This is a genomic window from Blastomonas sp. 34TW (assembly GCF_059803595.1).
The window spans coordinates 1-18,905 of record NZ_JAPFGW010000023.1 but is presented as its reverse complement, the minus strand read 5'-3'; the positions used below and the strand labels follow the sequence as shown (position 1 = coordinate 18,905).

The following is an 18,905-nucleotide window of genomic DNA, read 5'->3' as shown; positions in this document are numbered from 1 at the left end:
CAAAAGGCCGCAAGCTCATGAGAACCCCATGAACCGCAGCCTATCGCGTCAGATTATCCCTGAAGCTTCCTTCGTTCGGCAGGTCCGCGCAAACCTGTCATGTCTCGAAGCGTCCGGTGTTGGAGCGCGATATAAGCAGCGCTGTTGGACTTGTCAAACCGCCGCGCACTGCTTTGCGACGGATGACACTGCCCCGATTAACGCGCTATGCTTCGGGCATGACACGCTATCAGCGCCATCACTGGCTGCTTGCCGCCGCACTCGCAGGGCTGGCGGGCTTTGTCGATGCCATCGGCTTTCTGGAAACCGGCGGCTTCTTCACCGCCTTCATGTCGGGCAATTCCACGCGGATGGCCGTGGGCGTAGTGGGCGATGCAATGGCTGCAGGAATCGCGGCAGCGATGATCGCGACCTTTGTCGCTGGGGTGACTCTGGGCGCGGTTCTCGGCAACCGCTGCGAGGTGCGCGCCCGCCTGCCGGTGACGGTGCTGTTCGTCGCCACGCTGCTCGCGCTGGCGGCAGGCCTCGCCATGGCGGGGATGACAATTCCGGCGATCGGCTGCACCCTGCTCGCGATGGGTGCGGAGAACACCGCTTTCCAGCGCGAAGGGCAAGTGAGCATCGGCCTTACCTATATGACCGGCACGCTGGTCAAGCTGGGCCAGGCGCTGGCGCGTGTGCACCAGCGCGAGCATCGCGGGGAATGGCTGCCCTATCTGCTGCTCTGGGCGGGGCTGGTGACGGGCGCGCTGCTCGGCGCGCTCGCTTTCCGCACATGGGGGTTGAGCGCCTTGTCGGTATCGGCAGGGCTGGGACTGGCGCTGGCAGGCATTGCCACCCTGCCCCGGTTCGCGATGGAATAGTTCAGCGCACCACCCGGAACAGATGCATTGCGGCAAGACTGGCCAGAGCACCCAAGGCCGCGCTGGCGATCACCTGGCTGGTCCAGTGGCCGCCCGCCACGACACGGCCCACGCACCCTGCGACCAACAGGGCGACGGCACCCCAGCGAACGACCTGCGCTTCCGGCCCGCGTTTGCCCGCCGAAGCCAGCACCAGCGCGGCAGCGCCTGCGCCATAGAAGATCGCGAAGGTCGAAGGCAGGCCCGACGAAGCGCTGGCCTTGGCGACCTGGACCAGCGCCGGGTCGGGCCGGGGCACGAAGATCAGCATCCTCAGGCCGCGTTCTGCCGCCATGGCGAGCGCAATGCCGATCAGCGCTCCTGCAGCTCCGCGCAAACCGGCAAGCGATGCGGCAAAGACCGCCACCACCAGGGCGCTGACCACGATCAGAGGCCATCCTGCGGTCGATGAAAGCCATTCGATCCAGGCGGACTGTGCCGGAATGATCGCCTGCAGCTGGCGCGTGATGGCAAGATCGAGCGGCAGCGGACCCTGCTGCCAGACGCTCCAGCAGCCCAGAGGCAGGCCAAGTATCGCAAGTGCAATGGCAGAACGGCGCATGTCGTTCGGGTCCCGGGCAAAGGTCAGCACTATCGCCTTAGCAGCAAATCAGGTCAGTCTTGCAGACCTAAAAAATCGCTCTGCCGGTTGGCAAAGTCATTTGGCCGGTAAACGGCGACGAACGCGTGAACGCTTTGTGCGACCCCGAGCGTTTGTTGCATTACCATGACAAACCTATCGCACCCCATTCGCCCGGCAAGGGCCGCGATTGCCGCCGTTCTTGCCCTGACCGCAACCCCGCTGATGGCGCAGGATCTGGCACCGGCAACCACGCCGACGGTGGCGCCGACGCTGCCCCAGGCGCAGCCAGCGCAGCCCTTGGTGCCAACGACGGCGCTTCCGGGCATCAGCGCACCGGTGGCCACGACACAGGCCCCGACCGTCCAGGCCCAGCCGCCCGTTGCAGCGCTGCCTGGCACGCCGCTGGCGAGCCCCGTTGCTCCGCCCGCCGTGACGGATGTGCCGGTGGCTGCGATCGCACCGACGGCCGAGGTGGAAGCGGCCCCCGCTCCGCGAGCAGCCCGCCCCCAGACAGCGGAACGCGCAGCACCGCCGCGCCTGGCCCAGGCCGAGCCCGCCAATCCGAGTCCTGCGACCGGCGCGGAAATTGCCGATCCGGTTGAAACCCTGGCAGGCGAAGATTTGACGGCGATTCCTCCGATGACCAATGGTGGCACCGTTACTGAAACGCCGACATCCGAAGTGACGGCTCCCCCGCCCGCACCGGCCGAAGGCGATGGCGAGGTCTGGGGTTGGATGGCCGCCCTGCTGGCAGCGCTGGGCGTGGGAGGTGGCGCGATCGCGCTCCGCCATACCCGGACGCGCAAGAGCGCCGCGATGATGGCCGCAGCGCGCGCGGAAGATGTGGAATATGATCGCCGCCTTGCCTCGCCGCATGCGCGTCCGCCGGTAGCACCGACCATGGCGGCTGCCGCTCCCGCGACGGCGAGCTTCGCGCAGCCGGTGACCCATCCCGCGCCTGCCCGGCCTGCCTCGCGCACGGGCAATCCGGACAGCCCGATCGACCACCGCCGCCTCGAAGCGCTGATCGCGCAGCGCCCGAACCGCGACAACCCGTTCAAGACCCGCGCCAACCGCAAGCGCCGCGCGCTGTTCCTGATGCGCCATGGTTACGGCATGCAGAGCGCAGCCTGATAACAAGAATGGAACGACACCTGCGCATATCGGGGAGGCGGCGATCCGCCTCCCCTTTTTTTGGGCGCTTTTTTGCGTCAGGCTGAGCGATAGCGCGCCAGCCAGTGCGCATAAGGCGCGGGCAGCGTCCAGCTGGCATTGTCGACGCCGAGTTCGCGTGCGGCCTGATAGGGCCAGTGCGGATTCTCGAGCAGAGGGCGGCCCATCATCACCAGATCGACATCGCCATCGGCGACCATCCGATTGGCGTTTTCGGGCGTGCCGATGTACCAGCTGGTGGCATTGGGCAGGCCCGTCTCCTCGCGCACCCGGCGCGCGATCGGCGCCATGAACGCCGGACCCCAGGGGATCTGCGCGGCAGGCGTCGAAAAGCCGATGCTGACATCGATGAAATCGAGCCCGCGCGCCTTCATCTCGCCCACCAGAGCGACCGATTCCTTGAGTGTCTCCTCGTCATGGCCGTCATATTCGAGCACGCCGAAGCGCGCCGAAAGCGGAAGATGCTCGGGCCATACCGCGCGCACCGCTTCGAGCGTTTCGAGCAGGAAGCGACCGCGATTTTCGGCGCTGCCGCCGTACTGGTCGGTGCGCTGGTTCGAATGGCGCGACCAGAAGCTCTGCGCGAGATAGCCATGCGCAAAGTGCAGCATCAGCCATTCGAAGCCCGCATCGCGCGCGCGGATCGCCGCGGCGACGAAATCGGCCTTCACCCGCTCGATATCGTCCAGCGTCATCTCGCGCGGGGTGCGGTTGAGGCCACCGCCGAACGCAACCGCCGACGGCGCGATCGGCTCCCAGCCGCGCGGATCGCCTTCGGCGATATGGTCGTCGCCCTCCCAGGGCACATTGGCGCTGGCCTTGCGCCCGGCATGCGCGATCTGGATGCCGGGGACAGCGCCCGCTTTCTTGATCTCGGCGACGATCGGCGCGAGCGCATCGCGCTGTTCGTCGTTCCAGATGCCAAGGCACGCGGGCGTGATCCGGCCTTCGGGCGACACGTGATAGGGAACAAGAGAACCTAGAGTCCGGGATCATGCGGGGTTAACCGGGATCTGACCTGAAACCCGTGGGAATTCGGGGCTGTTCGGTGGGATCGGTCGGGGCCGCGTGGCATTCGATGAAACAGGTCTCGCGACGCCAATCGGCATTTTGGAACAAGACATCCTAGAGTCTTTGCCTGACGCGTGAGAACCCTCTCAGCCCCGAAAAATCGGCAGATGAGAGGGTTCTTACGACCGCCATGCACCGCTGCTATCGCTCCCCAACTTGGCGGAACTCCAAACATGGCTTTTCTGTCGGGCCATTCGGCCCGAGCGCCGGAAATCCGGGGTATCCTGAAGCCGATGCGGCGCGATGGCATGGCAATCAACTTTCACGTTTGGAACAAGACATTTTAGAGCACTGAAATTGCATCAGCCTGGGGCGGTGATGATGAGCTCTCGCACCTTGCCCGACCTGTCACCACCCTGAAGCGAATAGGTCGTCTCCACTGGCTCGATCGCGGCCCAGCTAAAGATATCGCGGATCGCCGGTGCGTCATTGATCGAAAGGACGAACCTGCCGCGCAGCTGCTGCAGCACCTCACTCATCCGATTGAAATCGTCCTGTGAAAACACGCCTGCGCCATAGTCAGTCTCGCTGCCGAAATAGGGTGGATCGAGATAGAATAGTGCATGCGGCCGGTCATAGCGCGCTATCAGGGCAGGCCATGGCAAGCGCTCAATGACGACACCAGCCAGCCGCTCGTGGACCTCCTCCAGCATCGGAACGAGCTTTGTGAGGTTGAAGCTGGCCCCTTGCGTGGTTTGAACGCCGAAGCTGCGGCCGACCACCTTGCCACCGAAAGTGAGCCGCTGAAGGTAGAGGAACCGCGCTGCGCGCTCCAGGTCCGTCAGGGTGTCCGGATTGACCTTGAGCAGCCTGTCGAACTCGGCCCGGCTCGCGATCTGCCATTTGAGCACGTCGAGAAACTGCTGATAGTGGCGTTGCAGCAGCCGAAACAGGTTGGTGACGTCCGCCGAGATGTCGTTGATGACCTCGGCGGTCGGCCGGGCCGTGCGCCGGAAGAAAATGCCACCCATGCCAACGAACGGCTCCGCATATAGTGCGTGGGGGATGCGCGCGATCCGATCGATGACGCGGCGCGCGAGGTTGCGCTTGCCGCCTATGTATCCGGCCAAGGGCTTTGCGGGCATTACAGGTGCCAGGCCGGTGTTCAGTGTTTGCGAGTCCTTCATGTTTCGTACCTAGATGGCCCCTGTCCGAGCACGGACGGGGGAACGGAGCGCCGACCGGTCGGCGCAATGTGCAGGGTCACGTCCTGCGGCAACGGGCGTTACCGCGCCCGTTGCCTCCCTCTTATCGAGAGAGGCTAAATCCAGTCGGTGACGGCAAGCTCCCAGCGCGTGCGGCGCGGATCGCGGCGATCGTACGGGCGGAAGCGGTCAAACAGACCATAATGGATGCGGTGCCGCAGCGCCGGAGTGCGATCCGGGTCTTCCACAACGAGAATGGAACGTGTTTCGCCGCTCTCAAGCGCCAAGGCGTAAAGCTCCTCGACCTCGTCCGGCGCCAAATCGCCAAGGGTCCAAGAGAAGGAGCCCTTTCGTGCACCCTCGACGATCGCGAAACCTCCTGTCGGCAGAGGCGTCGCGGTGCCCGAGTCAATTACGCGGCGGCCAGCGCCCCACTCGTGCGAAAATTGAGCCTGAAAGGCGTTGCCGCCCAGCACAACTCCAGCTGAGATCGCAGGATTGCCAGACGGCTGTGTCAAAGTGATCCGGAGATAGCGCAGCGTGACCGCCTCACCGTGCCACAACGCGTGGCTGATGGCCGAAAATCGGCCATTGGCATCGGGCACCCGGAGCGTTGTGTGCGACTGAAGCGTGACGCTGGTATAGCCCGACGTGCCGCCCGTGATCGACCAGGTTGCACCTACGGCTGCGCCGGTGAGATAGCCCAGGAAAACAGTATCGACCGTGATGACGCCCCCGAAATCGATGTCGATCGATGCTGGCGAATTGACCGCGCTATCGGCCCACGCGTCGCGCGGGTCAGCCGTCAACAAGGCTGCCACGTCGCTGCCACGCGACGCTGCGATCGCAGCAATCGAAGCGGGTACCAGGATGAGCAGATTGGACATCACAGCCGCCTCAACACGATGACCTTGGACAGGCCAGTTGCCAGATCGTCCTCGGCGGTCAGCACGAACACATCAGACCCTTGCTCATAGCCGAGCCGATCGCCCGTAATGGTGATGACCTGCCCGATATGCTGCCGGAATTCTCCGCTCAGCATATGCTCATCAGCGACAAGCGGCCCGCCGAGGAAACTGTTCTGGCGGGCCGCTTCAGAGACAGCATCGGCGAGGTTCGCCAGCGCCGTCATCCTCTCGGTTTCGACCGCGCTATCACCCCAGCGATTCGCGAGCACGGAACTCTGGCCGACATGCCAATAGCCTTCAGCCATCAGCCATTGGGCAAAGAGCGGATCGACGCTCACGCGGCCTCCAGCGAGGCAAGCCGTGCTTCGAGGATTGCGATGCTGCCTTCCAGCTCCGCCTGCATCGCCGCCTGGGCCGCGATCAGCCAGAACGCCAGCTGGTCGGGCCGCACGCCGTAGCGGTCGCCCGCTTCCAGCGTGACGCGGGTTTCGCCGGTTGGGCGCATCTCGGTTTCTTCATAGGCCTCGTCGACCTCGACCATGGCGGGCTGGCCAGTGGCGGGATCGAGCAGCGTGCTGGGCCGCATGACCTTGCGCGTCTTGGGGACGGTGACTTCCTCCATCACCGGCTCGGTCTGCTCCTCCCAATGGTCGTAGCAGGCCCAGGCATAGCGGCTCCAATCCAGCCCCTCGTCCTCCATGATCGCGAACGCACGCTGCGCCCTGACCCCGAAATGCAGCCGCGCGCCGTCCTCGCCCTTCTCGGCAACGGCATCGTTCCACTGGTAGATGCCCAGCTCGCCGATGATGCGCTTGGCGGCGCGGAGCTCGGCTTCGTTCAGCGCGCTGCGCCAGTGCTTTTCGCGCTCGTCGGAGGTGTTGATGGTGCCGGTGACGGCATAGACAGTGGACCAGCGGAAAGAGGCGGCACCTATTGGCTGGGAGTTGTCCGAGCCTGGCCGCACTGCTCCTCCGGTCTCGATCTGCAAGCGCTCAACGAGAGCACCACCAAAACGGGCATACAGTTGAAGCGCCCCGCCTGACGCGTCTCCGGTTAGGAACCCTCCAAATGCAGCGGAGGGGGTTGGTGTGGTGCCGTTTAGCGCGCCAACGACGATGTAATTTCCAGCCGAGCCAGATGCGATAACGTTGATGTTGCGATAGAAGCCAGCGGCCTGAACACCCGCCAATACTGAGAGAGGGTCGACAGGCGACGTCGTGCCGATGCCGACGTTGCCATTCCCAGCAATTCGCATGGCTTCGTTACCACCTGACACCTCGAAAGCCATATCGCTGAGCGCTGTGGCAGCGTGGTTGTGGTAAACGCGGATCGCGCCAGTGCCGCCCGATCCGCCGCCTCCTGTCAGGTATCCCCCAATAGAGATGGCGGTGCTGGAAGCAGTGACCACAGCGCTGTTAAAGGTTGCGGCATAAGGCTGAGTACTCAGTACAGCCAGCCTGGCGTTAGCGCCGAAAGAGGCATTGCCGACGCCGAGGTTCCCGTTGTCGTCAATGATCACCCGCCCGACGCCACCAGTCGAGAAGCCAAGAATATTACTTAGCCCCCGATAAATGCCAGTGTCTTGGTCACTCGCAAACCGGAACGCAGGCGTTGCTGCCGATCCATCGGGGAACAGGCCCGCGCCGATACCGTCGCGCACGGCCTGGAAGCTGTTGAGCAGGTTGTCAACACGAGCAGTCAGCGCTGCGATGCGGCCACGGAACGGCTGAATTTCATAAGCCTGGCCGCTTGTATTTGAGCCGAGATATGCTCGCCCAATGGTGAGCGAGGTGTTCGAGACCACTCCCGTGATCTCATAGGTGCGGTTGTCAGGCAGAAGAATGCCCTCGCCGACATCAACATCGTCGACCCAGGCGGTGCCGCTGCCAGTGACCGTGGTGCTGCCGTTGTTGATGGCGACGGTGCCCGTTTTGTACCAACTCATGGCGGGATGCTCCTTTAATTGATTTGCTGATGGCTCATGGGATCGGGTTGCTGCCCCCTGGGGGGTTGGTGATCGGCACGCCTGGGCCGGGCTCGCCGCCTGTTCCCCCGCCGAGTGTGATGGTCGACGACTGCGTGTTCACGCGGCTCAGTTCTTCGGCCTGGGCAAATCGGAAACTCGCCTCGCAGACGACATTCTGTTCGTTGACCTTGGCCATCTGGAGCGTCCAAGTCGTCGCGCGCCCAGCGGCAACGGTGTCAATGATGGGGATGCAGACTGGGACACCCTCGTCGGTGATGTTGAGATGTGCGCCCGTGCGGCGAGCGGATTCGCCGTAGATAATCGCCCCATCGTCTCGGATGATGCGGACTTTGATGATCGTGTTCGCGTCAGTGATGTCCCGGATCAAGGCCGAAAACATCAGCTTTGTCGGGCGACCATTTACCGGCGTCATTCCGACGCTGACCACATTGACCCAGTTGAAGCCGTTGGTGCTGACCGCCGGCTCGATATAGGTGAACGCGGTTTCGCCCATTGCCGCACTGGACATGCGCGAGGCGGAGACGATCCCTGCCTTGAGCGTGTCGACCTCGACGTTGCTCATTTTGACGCCACTCTCGGTCGCCTGAAAATAAACGAAGCCGGACGTGGGATGAATTAGCCGGAAGCGGTCGACGACCCAATCGGCAGTGGCTTCCTGATTGGAGCCATTGAGCACAAAGCCGGTGACGCGACCGTTGTTGTCGAACTTGACCCCCCAACGATTTTGCAGGCCGCTGATGCTCGATGCGAACTGGGTCAGGGTAGCGCTCTGATTGCCAACCGTTGTGCTGAGCGTGCTGATCTGGCCTGCGAGCGCGCCATCCGCATTGGCGCGTGCTATGGCCTCATTGCTGATCGAGGCGGTCAAGGTCGTGACCGCGCTCTCGCGTGCTTGGCGCTCCGCTGCCACATCGGCAAGGGTCTGTTGCCGCTCGGCGTTGATCGCAGCGATGCGGGCGTTTTCCTCCGCAGTCAGAGCCGTGCCGCGTGCGTTGGCCTCTGCTTGGATCGCGGCAATACGGGCGTTAGCCTCGCTGTTGATTGCGGCGGTGCGAGCATTCGCCTCTGCGGTCAGAGCTGCCGCGCGTGCATCGGCCTCGGCCTGATCACCTTGGAGGCGAGCCAGTTCCTCATCATCGAGCCGCCCCAGCGCATTGTTCAATCCATTGGTCAGCGTGCTGACCGAGTTCGTGCGCGCGGCCGTTTCCGCAGAGATTGCCTGTGCGCGAGTAGTGGCCTCTGCCGCAATCGCATTGGTGCGAGCAGTTGCCTCGGCGCTCAGCTGCCCGGTGAAGCTGGCATTCAGGTTTGTGATCGAAGTCGCCAGCGACTGGACGGCATTGGTCCGCGCGATCTGTTCGTTAATGATGGCCGCGTTGAGCGTGGCTGTATCCGTCTCGAATTGCGATTCCAGCTGCTCAACCGATGCGACGATGGACTCATCGGCTGCGACCCGCGCGATCTGTTCACTGATGAAACTAGCCTCATTGCCCGCCACCCGCGCAACCAGCGCCAGAATCCGGGTCGAAAGCGCCTCTACCTCGCTCACGATCTGCGCGGTGATCTCTTGCCGCGCTCCTGCGACCGCGCCGTTCAGTTCACGGCGGTTCTCGTCGTTCTTGAGCAGCGAGGCGAGCAGCAGGTCTGCCAGTTCCGATGCCTGGCCTTCGACGACGCGGCCTGCAGTCACCTGCTGGGCAAGGCCTGCGGCAAGAACGCCATCCCCGTCGACGCGCGCCTGTGCTTCATCCTCCACCGCTGCAGCCAGGTTCTCCAACTCGGTGTCGAGAGAAGCTGATAGCGTAGAAATCGACGAAGCTAGCGCAGCGTCACCATCGATACGCGCCTGGTTCGCGTTGTTGATGTTCGCCTGCAGGGTGCCGGTGGCCGTGGTCAGGTTAGCAGCCAGCTGTGTGATCTGGGTCACCAGCGCGGCGTCTCCTGTCGCCCGTGCTATGCTCTCGGTCGCCAGCGAAGCCTCTGCTGCACCGACGCGCACCTGCAGGGCCAGTCGGAACGCTGCCTCAGCCGCATCCCCTTCAATGATGCGTGCGGTCAGTTCCTGTCGCGCCGCCGCGACCGCCGCGACCTGCTCGCGCCGTGTCTCGTCGCCGAGCAGCAGCGCGCGAAGATCTGCCTCGTCGTTGTCTTGCTGAGCCTTGTCGATCAGGCGGATGGCTGAGACAGCACTGACGATCGAGGCGCTGTCGCCGATCGCGGTCAGGATTGTCTCGGCATTGGTGACGCGGGTGGCCAGCAGGTCAAAGGTGGTGGTATCGACCTTGGTGGTGATCGTGCCCTCGAGCGCGTCGATCGCCTCCTCGGCGTTCGTCACGCGGCCCTGCACAAGGCTCAGCTCGGTGACGGTCGCAAGCGTCGTCACGGTGGCGTTCAGGCCATCGATGTCGACCTCTGCCGCACCAAGGCGCAGGATGAGATCGGTCAGTTCGGCGATCTGGCTGGGATCAATGACGGCCAGCGCGATCTGCTCATTCACATAAGAGGTCGTGGCTCGAAGGTTGATACTCGCTTCGGCAGCGTTGAGCCGGATTTCCGCAGTGCTGACCCGTTCCCTGGTCTGCTCGATCGCGTGAATGCGGATCTGCCCGGTGGCAGCGTCAACATAGAAACCGGCATCGCGGAAGGTCGCACGGGTCGAGGAAGCCTCATCCAACGCCGTCGCCAGCGCGCGGGCCATCTGGTCGATGTCATCCTCGGCGCGGCGGAATGCGGCTTCGGTAACAACGCCAAGCCCCTGCGGGGTTATGCGGCCAAGTTCAACAGGCGGCGCATCTCGCAGCGGGCGATAGGTCAGGCGACCAGCGGCCTCGAGCTCGATCTCGCTGTTTAGCAGTTCGCCGGGGCTGCGGACGCTGCCAGCGGAGTCCCGGATATAGCCAGGGTGCGGATCGCCCGGTACATAGGTGCTGGGGTCAGGAATGAGCGCGCCCGCTGTCGCATTCGGCTCGTAAGGCTTCAGCGCCTCCGCGTTGTTTCCGTCGGCATAGGTGATGAGGGAAGCGGGAAGTGAGCTGCCATCGGCGAAGCTGATATCGCTGGCGAACACGATACCGGCGATATCGCCGCGCGACATCATGGTCTGGTTGGCGCGGTAGCCGATCTTTCGCGACTTTACCGGCTTGAACGTGTTGCGCCGCGTGATCTGGTGGCTCCGCACGCTGGCGACCGGAGCACCCCAGGACCATGAGCGGAAATCGATCGAACCGGCAGCATCGAGCCGCCAGATCAGTGATACGCCACCGAGCAGTGTGTCGAGCACGGCAGCAACAGTCTCGGTGTCGCGTTCGACCAGCACGCCGCACGCAGCCGGTCGCAGCGCCTTCGCCGCGACGATCGCGCCAGCAACGAAAGGCGGACCGCTTCGCGTCTCGACCAGCCTCGCTGCGATTTCCGGTGCGGTCTCGACATAACCGGTGCTGATCTCGCCGCGCAGATCGGCCGTGAGCGTGCCCGCCGGTTCCGTCCACCATTTGACGCACGCGATCGACGGCGCAACGACACCGCCGCCCTGGGGAGCGGCTGCCGCGAGCAACGCTGCCCATGTCGCATCAGCAGTTCCCTGCCATGCGATCGATGTCAGCGCCGCCGCTGGCGCGCCGGAGTCGCGCACAGTGTCAATCGAGGCGATCGGGCGGCGCGGGTCAGCGAAGCAATAGATATTATTGGCCGGGTTGATCGGCTCGCCCTCGACATTCCAGACACGGCCCCAGGCGCGCCGCTTGATCCGCCCATTCCACTCTTCCGGACCTTCAAGGCCTCCGTTTCCGGCGAAGCGATCGGTCAGTACCGGCAACCGCAGCGCTGCGGCCGGGTCGGCAAGCACGATGCGCAACTGGCCATCGGCCGAGCTGGCATCGACCACCTTGCCGGTGAGCACTACGGGCGGCAGCGTGCCTTCCGGCCCAACACGGATCGTGACAGCGGCATCTGGCCAGAGATAGCCGGACGCGAGGCTGGTCAGGTCAGATGCCCTGGTCGAGGCCCAGGAGAATTCGAGCGCTTGCGGTATCGCGCCAGCGCTAAGATTGTCGCCGTCGAACGACAGGCCAGCGATGATCGTCGGCAGCGCAGCGATTCCTGCCAGCCAGCGCTGATTGTTGTACCGGTACGGCTTGGCCGAACCACCACCGGCCAGGCGCACAGGTTCCGCAACGCCATCGGCAATGCGGCGCGGCCATGCTTCGACCAGGATGATCCGCGCAGCCATCAGCTCGTGCGCACCGTGTTGATGATGCGATCGTAATTCGCACCCTTGGTGGTCACAGCCAGATCGGTTGCAATGCTCGCCAGCCAACTGTTCTGATCGCTCAGCGCAGCGATGATCTGCGCATTCTGGTCGTTGTTTTCATCGAGCGCGCTGACGACGGCCGGATCGCCGCCGCCTCTGGCCTGCTGAATGCGCGCGTTGGTTTCGGCGATCGCGGCGCGCGCCTGGTCGAGGATGTTCGAACGGTCCTGTGCGAAGCCGCCGGTGGTGCCATAGACGGACTTCGATACCTCGTTGAGATCGCGATAGAGCTGCGCCAGACGGTCGCCAGCGCCCTCCTCGCCCTTGGCGAGGGCCGCGCGCGCCTTTTCTATCTCGGCGAGGATCGCGGTCCGGCGATCGACAGCGCTGCCCTCGAACAGCGAGCCCGAGGTCATTTCGGTGATCAGGTCCTGAAGGCCGCCGATCTGATCGGTGAGCAGCTTCTGCTGCAGCTTCAGCCGATCTTCCGCGTTGCGCGCTTCCAGCGCCGCGACATCGAAGCCGTACTGGCGCGCGATTCGCAGCCGCTCTGACGCCTGAGCCTCGAATTCCCGGAACGCCTTGGCCCATTGGCCGGTGAGCCCGCCGAGCAGCTGCTCGACGTCCTGCACGGCCAGTGCTTCTTTCATGGCCTTTTCGACATCAGGCGACGATCCCAGCGCCTTCTGAACCGCCGCTGAGATGCCCTTGACGGCCCCGTCAGCGATCAGGTCGCGCAGCAATGCAGCCTGTGCATCCGCCTCCGAATCAAACTTCTGAACGCCCGAGCCCTTGGTCCGGCCCTGGCCTGTAGGATCGACGACGAACTTCTTGTTGCGGATGCCGATCGAGCCGGAGAACGATCCCAGCTCGCCATCGAGGGCGGCAATGATCTGATCGAGCGCATCGAGCGCGCCTCCCGCCAGACCCTTGGCTGCGCTGATCCGGCTTGCGCTGTTGCCGCGCGTGCCGGTGACCTCGGCCGAGCCGTTCACGGCCCCTACAGTCGCAGTGCCGCGCTTGGAGCTTTTGAGCACGCCACCGATCAAGCTGCCCGCGATCGAGCCGATGATATCGCCGCCGGGGATGCCCGACATCGCGCCGATCGCGCCACCGATCGAGCCACCGGTCGAACTCGTCTTGATTCCTAGCATCTTGCCGAAAGCTGCCACCTGCTGGCCGGTCTGCGCACCTTCGAGGCCTGCACCAAGGGATTTCGAGATGGTTTCCGCCCAGGAGGCGTTGATCTTGCCGCCGTTGCCAAGGTCACGGACCAAGCCCTGAATGCCACCGAGAACAGCACCAACGGGGCCTCCCGTCTGAAAACCATAGAGCGTGCCGGATGCGGTTTGAGACAGCCTGCGGAAAAAATTCAGGCCGAAAATCTCGTCGAGCTTAGACATTAGCGGATTGGTCTGCGCCTCGGCCATGAGTCGCAAAAACTCATTGGGACTCAGGCCAACCACGGTTCCGTCGAATGCCTTTGCGAGACCGTCTTCTGGCCCCTTAACCCGTGTCCGTGCCCTTACCACGATCTCGCCATTGCTAACGCCAGCCCCAGAGGCCGTGCCCATGGAACCAGTGGCGATCCCGGCATGGACCGCAGCTGCCGACGTTATCCCGGTATTGGCATTCCTGATTTGCGCAGCTGCCGTATTGAGCGAGCTGGCGAAGGTTGCTGCAGCTTGCCCAGCACTTTGCATCTGGTCGCCAGCGCCGCGCGTCTGGCGCTCCAGAACCTCGACCGCACCCTCCATGCCGGTTTGTTGGCGGAGCTTCTTTTCCAGTTCGCGCAGCGACCCGCCGAACAGCTGTTCGGTGAGCAGCTGGCCCTGGAGCTGGCGCGCGTTCTGGCGGATGCTCTTGAAGAAATTGCCTGCCGAACCGCCGGAGAACAGCTCCTCCAGGCTCGAACGGAGACCGCCGATCGCCTGGTTGTAAATCCCGAGAATATCCTCACGGCGGGACAGCAGCTCGTTGAGGCGCTCTTCCTCGGCCACGATCCGCTCGACCTCGGCGCGCTGCGCGCTGGTGACGGTGCCGATCTGGTCGGAAAGCTGCTGCGTGCGGGCGAGAACCTCCGCCTCGCGTTCGCGGCCCTGCAGGATCAGCAGCTGGACGTCCCGCTGCCGCTCCGACTGCTCCACCATATCGCGAAACGGCTTCTGGATGCCTTGGGCGACGGAAGCCAACGCGGCCTGCGCGCTTGTGATCGAGCCTTGCAGCTGGGCGATCTGTTCCTTGCCGAGGCCCTTCTTTTCCAGCTTGTCCTGGGCTTCGCGGATTATCGCATTCAGCTTGCGCGTCGCGTCATTGGCCTGCTGAATGCGCGATGGCTGTTCGGTCCACTGATCGTTGATTTTGGCGATCGCATCGGCGGTGCGCTCGGCATAGCTCTCCGCCTGTTCGTTCAGGCGGACCACGGCACGGGCGGCCGCTTCCGACCTACGATTGTTCGGTTTGTCAGGCTTGTCGTTGAGGGCGGCCTTCTGCCTTTCGAGCGCTGAATATTGCCGCTGAAACTCCGCAGCGGAAATGTTCTGCTCATTGTCCGACATCGGCGCTATCATGCCGCTCATCCGGCGTTGGCTGTCCAGTCGCTGCTGCGTCAACCGAGCCTGTTGGCGTTCAATCTCTGCGCGCTGGCCTGCAACAGGATCAGCGGCCTCGATCGCGGTCCGCCTTTCCAGCGCTACTCGTGCCTCCTGTGCGCTCTGCTCAAAGCCCCGGCGCGCGCTCTGGAGCTCGGCGATAGATGCCCGGATCGAGGCTTGCTGGCGCTGGTTGGCGATCGTACCGCCGAAAAACAGGTTCTCGATTGTGCCAGGCGCGTTCGCCTGGGTCTGCTGCAATGCCCGCTTTTGCTGCTCAATCTGCTGGTCGATGTTCGCCATCGAGGCCTGCGCATATTGCAGGGTGCTGTCGATCATCAGCGCCTGGGTACTAATCAGCGAACGGGTTGATCCGTTGAGCTGCTCGATCGCAGCCCGGAAATTGTCCACCGCACCGGTGCGCGCCACCAGCGTATCGGTAAAGTCGATCGTCGAGGCCTTGGCCGTGTCGGACGCATCACCCGCTTCGAGCAGCTTGGTGCCGAGGATGGCGATGATCGGCAGGGCGATTCCCAGCGCAATGCCCCACGGCCCGCCCATGAAGCTGGCGAAGGCAGCCAGCTTGCCTTTCGCCTGGTCGCTAGAACCGGCGATCAGCTGGAGCGCACCCACCGCCTGCTGGCTCTGCACCGCGAACGCGATCAGGGCGTTCTGCCCCATGGCCACCTGTGTCGTGAAATCGCCAGCCTGAAAGCCCAGCTGCTGCATGCCAATACGGACATTCTGGAGCCCGTTGGCATGCTGACCGGCGGCGATCGTCGCGCGTTGCAGCTCGGCGGCGGCACCGGCATTGACCTTGGCCAGCTCTGCGGCCGAGAGCGCGCCGCCCTGGGCAAGGCGGATCGCTTCTGCGACCGTCTCATTGTGGCGGAGCTGCGCTGCGATCAGCGGATCGAACTGGCTGAGCAGCCGGTTGCGGGCGGTCTGGAGCTCAGCCGATGCGCCGGTCAGCTGTCCCGTGGCAGCGACGGCCGTACCGCTGATCTTGGCGATCTCGGCTTCAAGGCGTGCGATCTCGGCCTGAGCCTGTTCGCTCTCGGCCGAGATCAGCAGTCCTGCCTTCATCACGGTCATGCCGTCATCCCTTGATGCCGTTCAGAGCATCGCGACCAGCGCGCTCCATCACCTTCAAATCCGACCAAAGCGCGGGCGTCACCTTGATGCCCGCCGCTGCCAGGCCTGCGGTTGCGGCGGTGTAGTCGAGGCCCATCCAGTACATGCCGCCCATGCCCATCGGCACCGCGCGCCACTGCGTATCGACCGCGAGGAAAGCGAGCAGCGCAGGCCAGTTCTCCGCCCAGACACCGAACTTGTCGCTTGCCTCGGCCGTCGCGATCTCGTCTGCCAATTCGTGCAGGCCTTCGCGGCGCAGATCCTCAGCGGCTTCCGAATAATCATCCTGCCGCTCGCCAGCCCAGTACCGGGCCGCAGCCTTTAGTTTCCCTCGCGCTCACCGTTGATGGCGGCGAAATAGGCCGCCAGGATCGGCGAGCGGGTGTAAGGTTTTGCGAGCAGCTGATCGCGGACCTGGTCGTTCCATTCGACCGGCTCTTTCGAGCGATTTCCAAGGCCGTCGCAGCGAACGAGCACGTGCTTGATCATGTCGAGCACGCCGCTGGATGTCGTGAGATCGAACTGAGCGGATTCGTCCACCGGAACGACGCGAAACGTCGCGGTGAAATCCTGCTGCTGGTGCCCGCCGTTGGTGGGCACCAGGACCTTCACCTTGCGGGTAAACTCGGGGTTTTCATCGACGATGAACATAGGAAGGGACCTTTCGGGGCAGGTTTACGGGATCAGGTAAGGGTGATTTTCCACTGGTCGTTGCCAGCGGACGGCGTCGGCGTGAATTCGAGCGGCCATTCCAGGATTTCCTGCTCATTGGCATAGCCGGAGAGCCGCGCCTGGGTGGCATAGCCCGCCTCGATCCTGACCTTGCGGCCAGCCACGGTGCCATGCTCGATGACCACGGCGCTCGGCTCTTGCGATTCCGCCTTGGCGAACGGATCATAGGTGCTGAGCGGTACCGCCTCGACCTGGGCGCGGAGGCGCTCGGCACGATTGACGATGATGATCTGCTCCTGGCCGATCAGCATGCGCGGCTGGACGTCGTTGCCGAGATCGAGCTCATAGTTGCGCAGTACGAACGACGCACCGCCGATCGTGAACACCGGCGTGTTGGTCTTGCTGGCCACCTGTGGCAGCTGAAAGCCGGTCAGCGTCGGCGTGACGCGCGCCGCTTCGGTCGGCTTCAGGTACAGGCCGGTGAGCGTGAAGCGTGCGGTCGGAATGCCGGTCGCGGACAGCGAGAGCACGGCGGTGCCGCGAACGCCGGTGATGACGTGCCGTGTCGCCCCGATCCAGAAATATAGCGCGCAGCTTTCGTGCGAGTCGCTGATCGGCGAGTATTCGACGCTGGTGGCGGCGGTGATGACCTCGGCGGCAGCACAAGCCCGCATCAGCGGAGCCCAGGCGGGCGCAGTGCCAGCGGTGCCGCTGCCGACCAGCTCGACCGAGCCGGTGAGCATCACATAGAGCCCGCTCGGGAAGCGCTCGCTCTGCCCCAGCCAAGGCCGCTCGACATTGCGCTCGACGTCCTGACCTTCCATCGGCCGCATCTCGACATTGGTCATAAGCATGCCGTTCAGGCCTGCCGGTACCGGGTCGGTGCCGTAGGTGGTTTCCATCTTGGCCAGGATGATCTTGCTGCGCCACTTGATCGTCATCGATCAGCCCTCCTTCTCTTCTGCGGCAACGGCAACGAGGCTGCCATCGGCCATGCGCATGTAGCTGCCGCCGCTCTGCGGCCATTCCGGCGCGGTCAAAGGCGGCGGGGTTTCGTCGATCTTGTCGTCGGCAGGGGGCGTTTCCGGCTCGGGGGCTTTGCGGCTCATCAGGTGATCCTCAGCTGGTCGTTGATGGAGAAATCGAGCACGTAGGTGAGCGTGCCGTTGGTCAGGCTGGTCAGTTCACCGCCAGTGAGCGTGAACAAGCCGATCGTCTCTTCGTCTGGCGTCCAGCCACAGATCGCCAGGACACAGGCGTCGATCACCGGCTGAATGCGATCCAGGGCTGTTGTGCCCTTGGCGTCTCCGGCTACGCGCATCACCAGCATCACGCTGACGGTTCGGCTGATGGCCTGGCGGAACATGCCAGCGGCCGCCGTGGACGCGCCGCCCCGCAGCGCACCGGGCAGCACGAAGGCCGTGAACCCGGCTTGCGGCAGCTGGCCTTTTTCCATCAGCTGCGCGAGCCTGGCTGCCTCACGGACGCGGCCGTCAAGATCGGGCACAGTTTGCTCGAGGCGGGCTATGACCTGTTCGATCATATGAACCCGCGCAGATTGTCTGCCGTCATCGGGCGCTCACGATCGGTGACCGTCACGCCGCCTGCGCCGCTGTCTTCCGGCTCTCCGCCGAGCGGCAGCGGCAGTCGCTGCGTGCCATTGGCGATATCACGCAGGCTGGCGATCGCCTGCTTGTAGTCGGCCTCGATCTTGGCATCAGGCGCATAGCGATGCAGCCGCCAGATGGCGATTTCTTCAGCGAGCGCGGTCACACGCGGAGGTGTTTCGACAAGCGGGAGCTGATATCGACCGGCGAGATAGCCGTCGATCATCGCGTCTGCCTGGTCGAGCGCAGCGCTGATGGTCGCCTCGTCGATCTCACCTGTGGGCGGATCGGCCCGATCGGTGAGATCGACGAGCATGTCTGCGCCGTAGCGCGCGACCAAGCTGGCGAGCGTGGCATAGGTCATCGGTCATCCGCCGGGTCGCGCGGCAGGGATGGGATGGCCGTTAGCAGCGCCGCAAATGCCTTGTCGAAATGGTGGCTGGCCTTGTCGAGCTGCTCCTCGTCATAGCGCGACGGTTCGTGGGAATCGCGCAGCGCGACAATGTCGCGGCGCAGCTGCGCGCGAACATTGTGGAAATGACTGGCCGTCTCGGCAGGCAGCTGTGGGTCAGGCCGGAACATCGGGGGCACTCGCGAGCGTGCAGAGAAGCATCGGATCGCCCTGGATGGCGATGATCTGCTCTTCCGTCAGTTCTTCGATCGGCACAAAGGTGGCAACCGGCCCGAAATGACGGCCTGCGCGCCAGCGTCCCGTCTTGGGGCCGACGACCTTCAGATGGTCGCCTTTGACGATCACAAGTTCGTGCGGTTCCGGGAGCGCCACATTTTGCGTAAAACCGGCGATCGCAGCGATGAGCTCTGCTTTAGCTCCGTCGCCATCGCCCTTGTTCGCCTCAGGTGGTGCCGCAGCGGCTCCGACCGC

General features: G+C 64.1%; 18 protein-coding genes. 2 read left to right on the top strand and 16 right to left on the bottom strand.

The features are described from left to right. The first annotated feature begins 218 nt into the window (after positions 1-218). Positions 219-863: a YoaK family protein gene (locus OPU69_RS18965; RefSeq protein ID WP_498513075.1), complete on the top strand. Its 645-nt coding sequence runs from the start codon at positions 219-221 to the stop codon at positions 861-863. Position 864: 1 nt separating this feature from the next. Here OPU69_RS18965 and OPU69_RS18960 read toward each other — a convergent pair whose 3' ends face one another. Then, on the bottom strand, positions 865-1,464 hold the full coding sequence (locus tag OPU69_RS18960; protein WP_498513073.1) for a phosphatase PAP2 family protein: 600 nt from the start codon (positions 1,462-1,464) through the stop codon (positions 865-867). Between the two features lie 165 nt (positions 1,465-1,629). On the opposite strand from OPU69_RS18960, the gene OPU69_RS18955 reads away from it, so the two are divergent. Continuing rightward, the gene (locus OPU69_RS18955) at positions 1,630-2,619 is read left to right on the top strand and encodes a hypothetical protein (protein ID WP_498513071.1); all 990 of its coding nucleotides are present in this window, start codon (positions 1,630-1,632) and stop codon (positions 2,617-2,619) included. A gap of 77 nt (positions 2,620-2,696) precedes the next feature. Here the strand turns inward: OPU69_RS18955 and OPU69_RS18950 are convergent, their stop codons facing one another. The 15 genes from OPU69_RS18950 to OPU69_RS18880 form a co-directional block, all read right to left on the bottom strand. Continuing rightward, on the bottom strand, positions 2,697-3,617 hold the full coding sequence (locus OPU69_RS18950; protein WP_498513069.1) for an oxidoreductase: 921 nt from the start codon (positions 3,615-3,617) through the stop codon (positions 2,697-2,699). Positions 3,618-4,031: 414 nt separating this feature from the next. Beyond that, the gene (locus tag OPU69_RS18945) at positions 4,032-4,799 is read right to left on the bottom strand and encodes a DNA adenine methylase (RefSeq protein WP_498513067.1); all 768 of its coding nucleotides are present in this window, start codon (positions 4,797-4,799) and stop codon (positions 4,032-4,034) included. A gap of 191 nt (positions 4,800-4,990) precedes the next feature. Continuing rightward, on the bottom strand, positions 4,991-5,761 hold the full coding sequence (locus OPU69_RS18940) for a hypothetical protein (RefSeq protein ID WP_498513065.1): 771 nt from the start codon (positions 5,759-5,761) through the stop codon (positions 4,991-4,993). After that, positions 5,761-6,120 carry a hypothetical protein gene (locus OPU69_RS18935; protein ID WP_498513063.1) on the bottom strand — a complete coding sequence of 120 codons (360 nt, stop codon included), beginning with the start codon at positions 6,118-6,120 and terminating at the stop codon, positions 5,761-5,763. Before OPU69_RS18935 ends, OPU69_RS18940 begins: the two co-directional genes overlap by 1 nt. Next, positions 6,117-7,727, bottom strand: a complete 1,611-nt coding sequence (locus OPU69_RS18930; protein ID WP_498513061.1) for a tail fiber domain-containing protein — start codon at positions 7,725-7,727, stop codon at positions 6,117-6,119. The genes OPU69_RS18935 and OPU69_RS18930 overlap by 4 nt, the downstream gene beginning before the upstream one ends. A 34-nt stretch (positions 7,728-7,761) precedes the next feature. Next, positions 7,762-11,997 (bottom strand): hypothetical protein, encoded by a 4,236-nt coding sequence (locus OPU69_RS18925; RefSeq protein ID WP_498513059.1) that lies wholly within the window; start codon positions 11,995-11,997, stop codon positions 7,762-7,764. Beyond that, a complete protein-coding gene (locus OPU69_RS18920) occupies positions 11,997-15,704 on the bottom strand; it encodes a coiled-coil domain-containing protein (RefSeq protein WP_498513057.1) in 3,708 nt (1,235 codons plus the stop codon). Before OPU69_RS18920 ends, OPU69_RS18925 begins: the two co-directional genes overlap by 1 nt. A 4-nt stretch (positions 15,705-15,708) precedes the next feature. Continuing rightward, the gene (locus tag OPU69_RS18915; protein WP_498513055.1) at positions 15,709-15,978 is read right to left on the bottom strand and encodes a DUF1799 domain-containing protein; all 270 of its coding nucleotides are present in this window, start codon (positions 15,976-15,978) and stop codon (positions 15,709-15,711) included. A gap of 86 nt (positions 15,979-16,064) precedes the next feature. Continuing rightward, the gene (locus tag OPU69_RS18910) at positions 16,065-16,394 is read right to left on the bottom strand and encodes a hypothetical protein (protein WP_498513053.1); all 330 of its coding nucleotides are present in this window, start codon (positions 16,392-16,394) and stop codon (positions 16,065-16,067) included. A 32-nt stretch (positions 16,395-16,426) separates the two neighbouring features. Further along, positions 16,427-17,356, bottom strand: a complete 930-nt coding sequence (locus OPU69_RS18905) for a phage tail tube protein (RefSeq protein WP_498513051.1) — start codon at positions 17,354-17,356, stop codon at positions 16,427-16,429. A gap of 3 nt (positions 17,357-17,359) precedes the next feature. After that, positions 17,360-17,524 (bottom strand): hypothetical protein, encoded by a 165-nt coding sequence (locus OPU69_RS18900; RefSeq protein ID WP_498513049.1) that lies wholly within the window; start codon positions 17,522-17,524, stop codon positions 17,360-17,362. Continuing rightward, positions 17,524-17,958 carry a phage tail terminator protein gene (locus OPU69_RS18895; RefSeq protein WP_498513047.1) on the bottom strand — a complete coding sequence of 145 codons (435 nt, stop codon included), beginning with the start codon at positions 17,956-17,958 and terminating at the stop codon, positions 17,524-17,526. Before OPU69_RS18895 ends, OPU69_RS18900 begins: the two co-directional genes overlap by 1 nt. Further along, entirely contained in the window at positions 17,955-18,386 is a 432-nt protein-coding gene (locus OPU69_RS18890) for a gp436 family protein (protein WP_498513045.1), read from the bottom strand. The genes OPU69_RS18895 and OPU69_RS18890 overlap by 4 nt, the downstream gene beginning before the upstream one ends. After that, positions 18,383-18,604 (bottom strand): hypothetical protein, encoded by a 222-nt coding sequence (locus OPU69_RS18885; protein WP_498513043.1) that lies wholly within the window; start codon positions 18,602-18,604, stop codon positions 18,383-18,385. The genes OPU69_RS18890 and OPU69_RS18885 overlap by 4 nt, the downstream gene beginning before the upstream one ends. Continuing rightward, positions 18,591-18,905: hypothetical protein (locus OPU69_RS18880; protein ID WP_498513041.1), on the bottom strand; the 315-nt coding region annotated here is incomplete at its 5' end. The genes OPU69_RS18880 and OPU69_RS18885, both read right to left, overlap by 14 nt.

Coding starts and splice junctions, on each gene's coding strand:
- OPU69_RS18965 (WP_498513075.1), top strand. CDS start 219: ATGACACGCTATCAGCGCCATCACTGGCTGCTTGCCGCCGCACTCGCA.
- OPU69_RS18960 (WP_498513073.1), bottom strand. CDS start 1,464: ATGCGCCGTTCTGCCATTGCACTTGCGATACTTGGCCTGCCTCTGGGC.
- OPU69_RS18955 (WP_498513071.1), top strand. CDS start 1,630: ATGACAAACCTATCGCACCCCATTCGCCCGGCAAGGGCCGCGATTGCC.
- OPU69_RS18940 (WP_498513065.1), bottom strand. CDS start 5,761: ATGTCCAATCTGCTCATCCTGGTACCCGCTTCGATTGCTGCGATCGCA.
- OPU69_RS18930 (WP_498513061.1), bottom strand. CDS start 7,727: ATGAGTTGGTACAAAACGGGCACCGTCGCCATCAACAACGGCAGCACC.
- OPU69_RS18925 (WP_498513059.1), bottom strand. CDS start 11,997: ATGGCTGCGCGGATCATCCTGGTCGAAGCATGGCCGCGCCGCATTGCC.
- OPU69_RS18920 (WP_498513057.1), bottom strand. CDS start 15,704: ATGACCGTGATGAAGGCAGGACTGCTGATCTCGGCCGAGAGCGAACAG.
- OPU69_RS18910 (WP_498513053.1), bottom strand. CDS start 16,394: ATGTTCATCGTCGATGAAAACCCCGAGTTTACCCGCAAGGTGAAGGTC.
- OPU69_RS18905 (WP_498513051.1), bottom strand. CDS start 17,356: ATGACGATCAAGTGGCGCAGCAAGATCATCCTGGCCAAGATGGAAACC.
- OPU69_RS18900 (WP_498513049.1), bottom strand. CDS start 17,524: ATGAGCCGCAAAGCCCCCGAGCCGGAAACGCCCCCTGCCGACGACAAG.
- OPU69_RS18895 (WP_498513047.1), bottom strand. CDS start 17,958: ATGATCGAACAGGTCATAGCCCGCCTCGAGCAAACTGTGCCCGATCTT.
- OPU69_RS18890 (WP_498513045.1), bottom strand. CDS start 18,386: ATGACCTATGCCACGCTCGCCAGCTTGGTCGCGCGCTACGGCGCAGAC.
- OPU69_RS18885 (WP_498513043.1), bottom strand. CDS start 18,604: ATGTTCCGGCCTGACCCACAGCTGCCTGCCGAGACGGCCAGTCATTTC.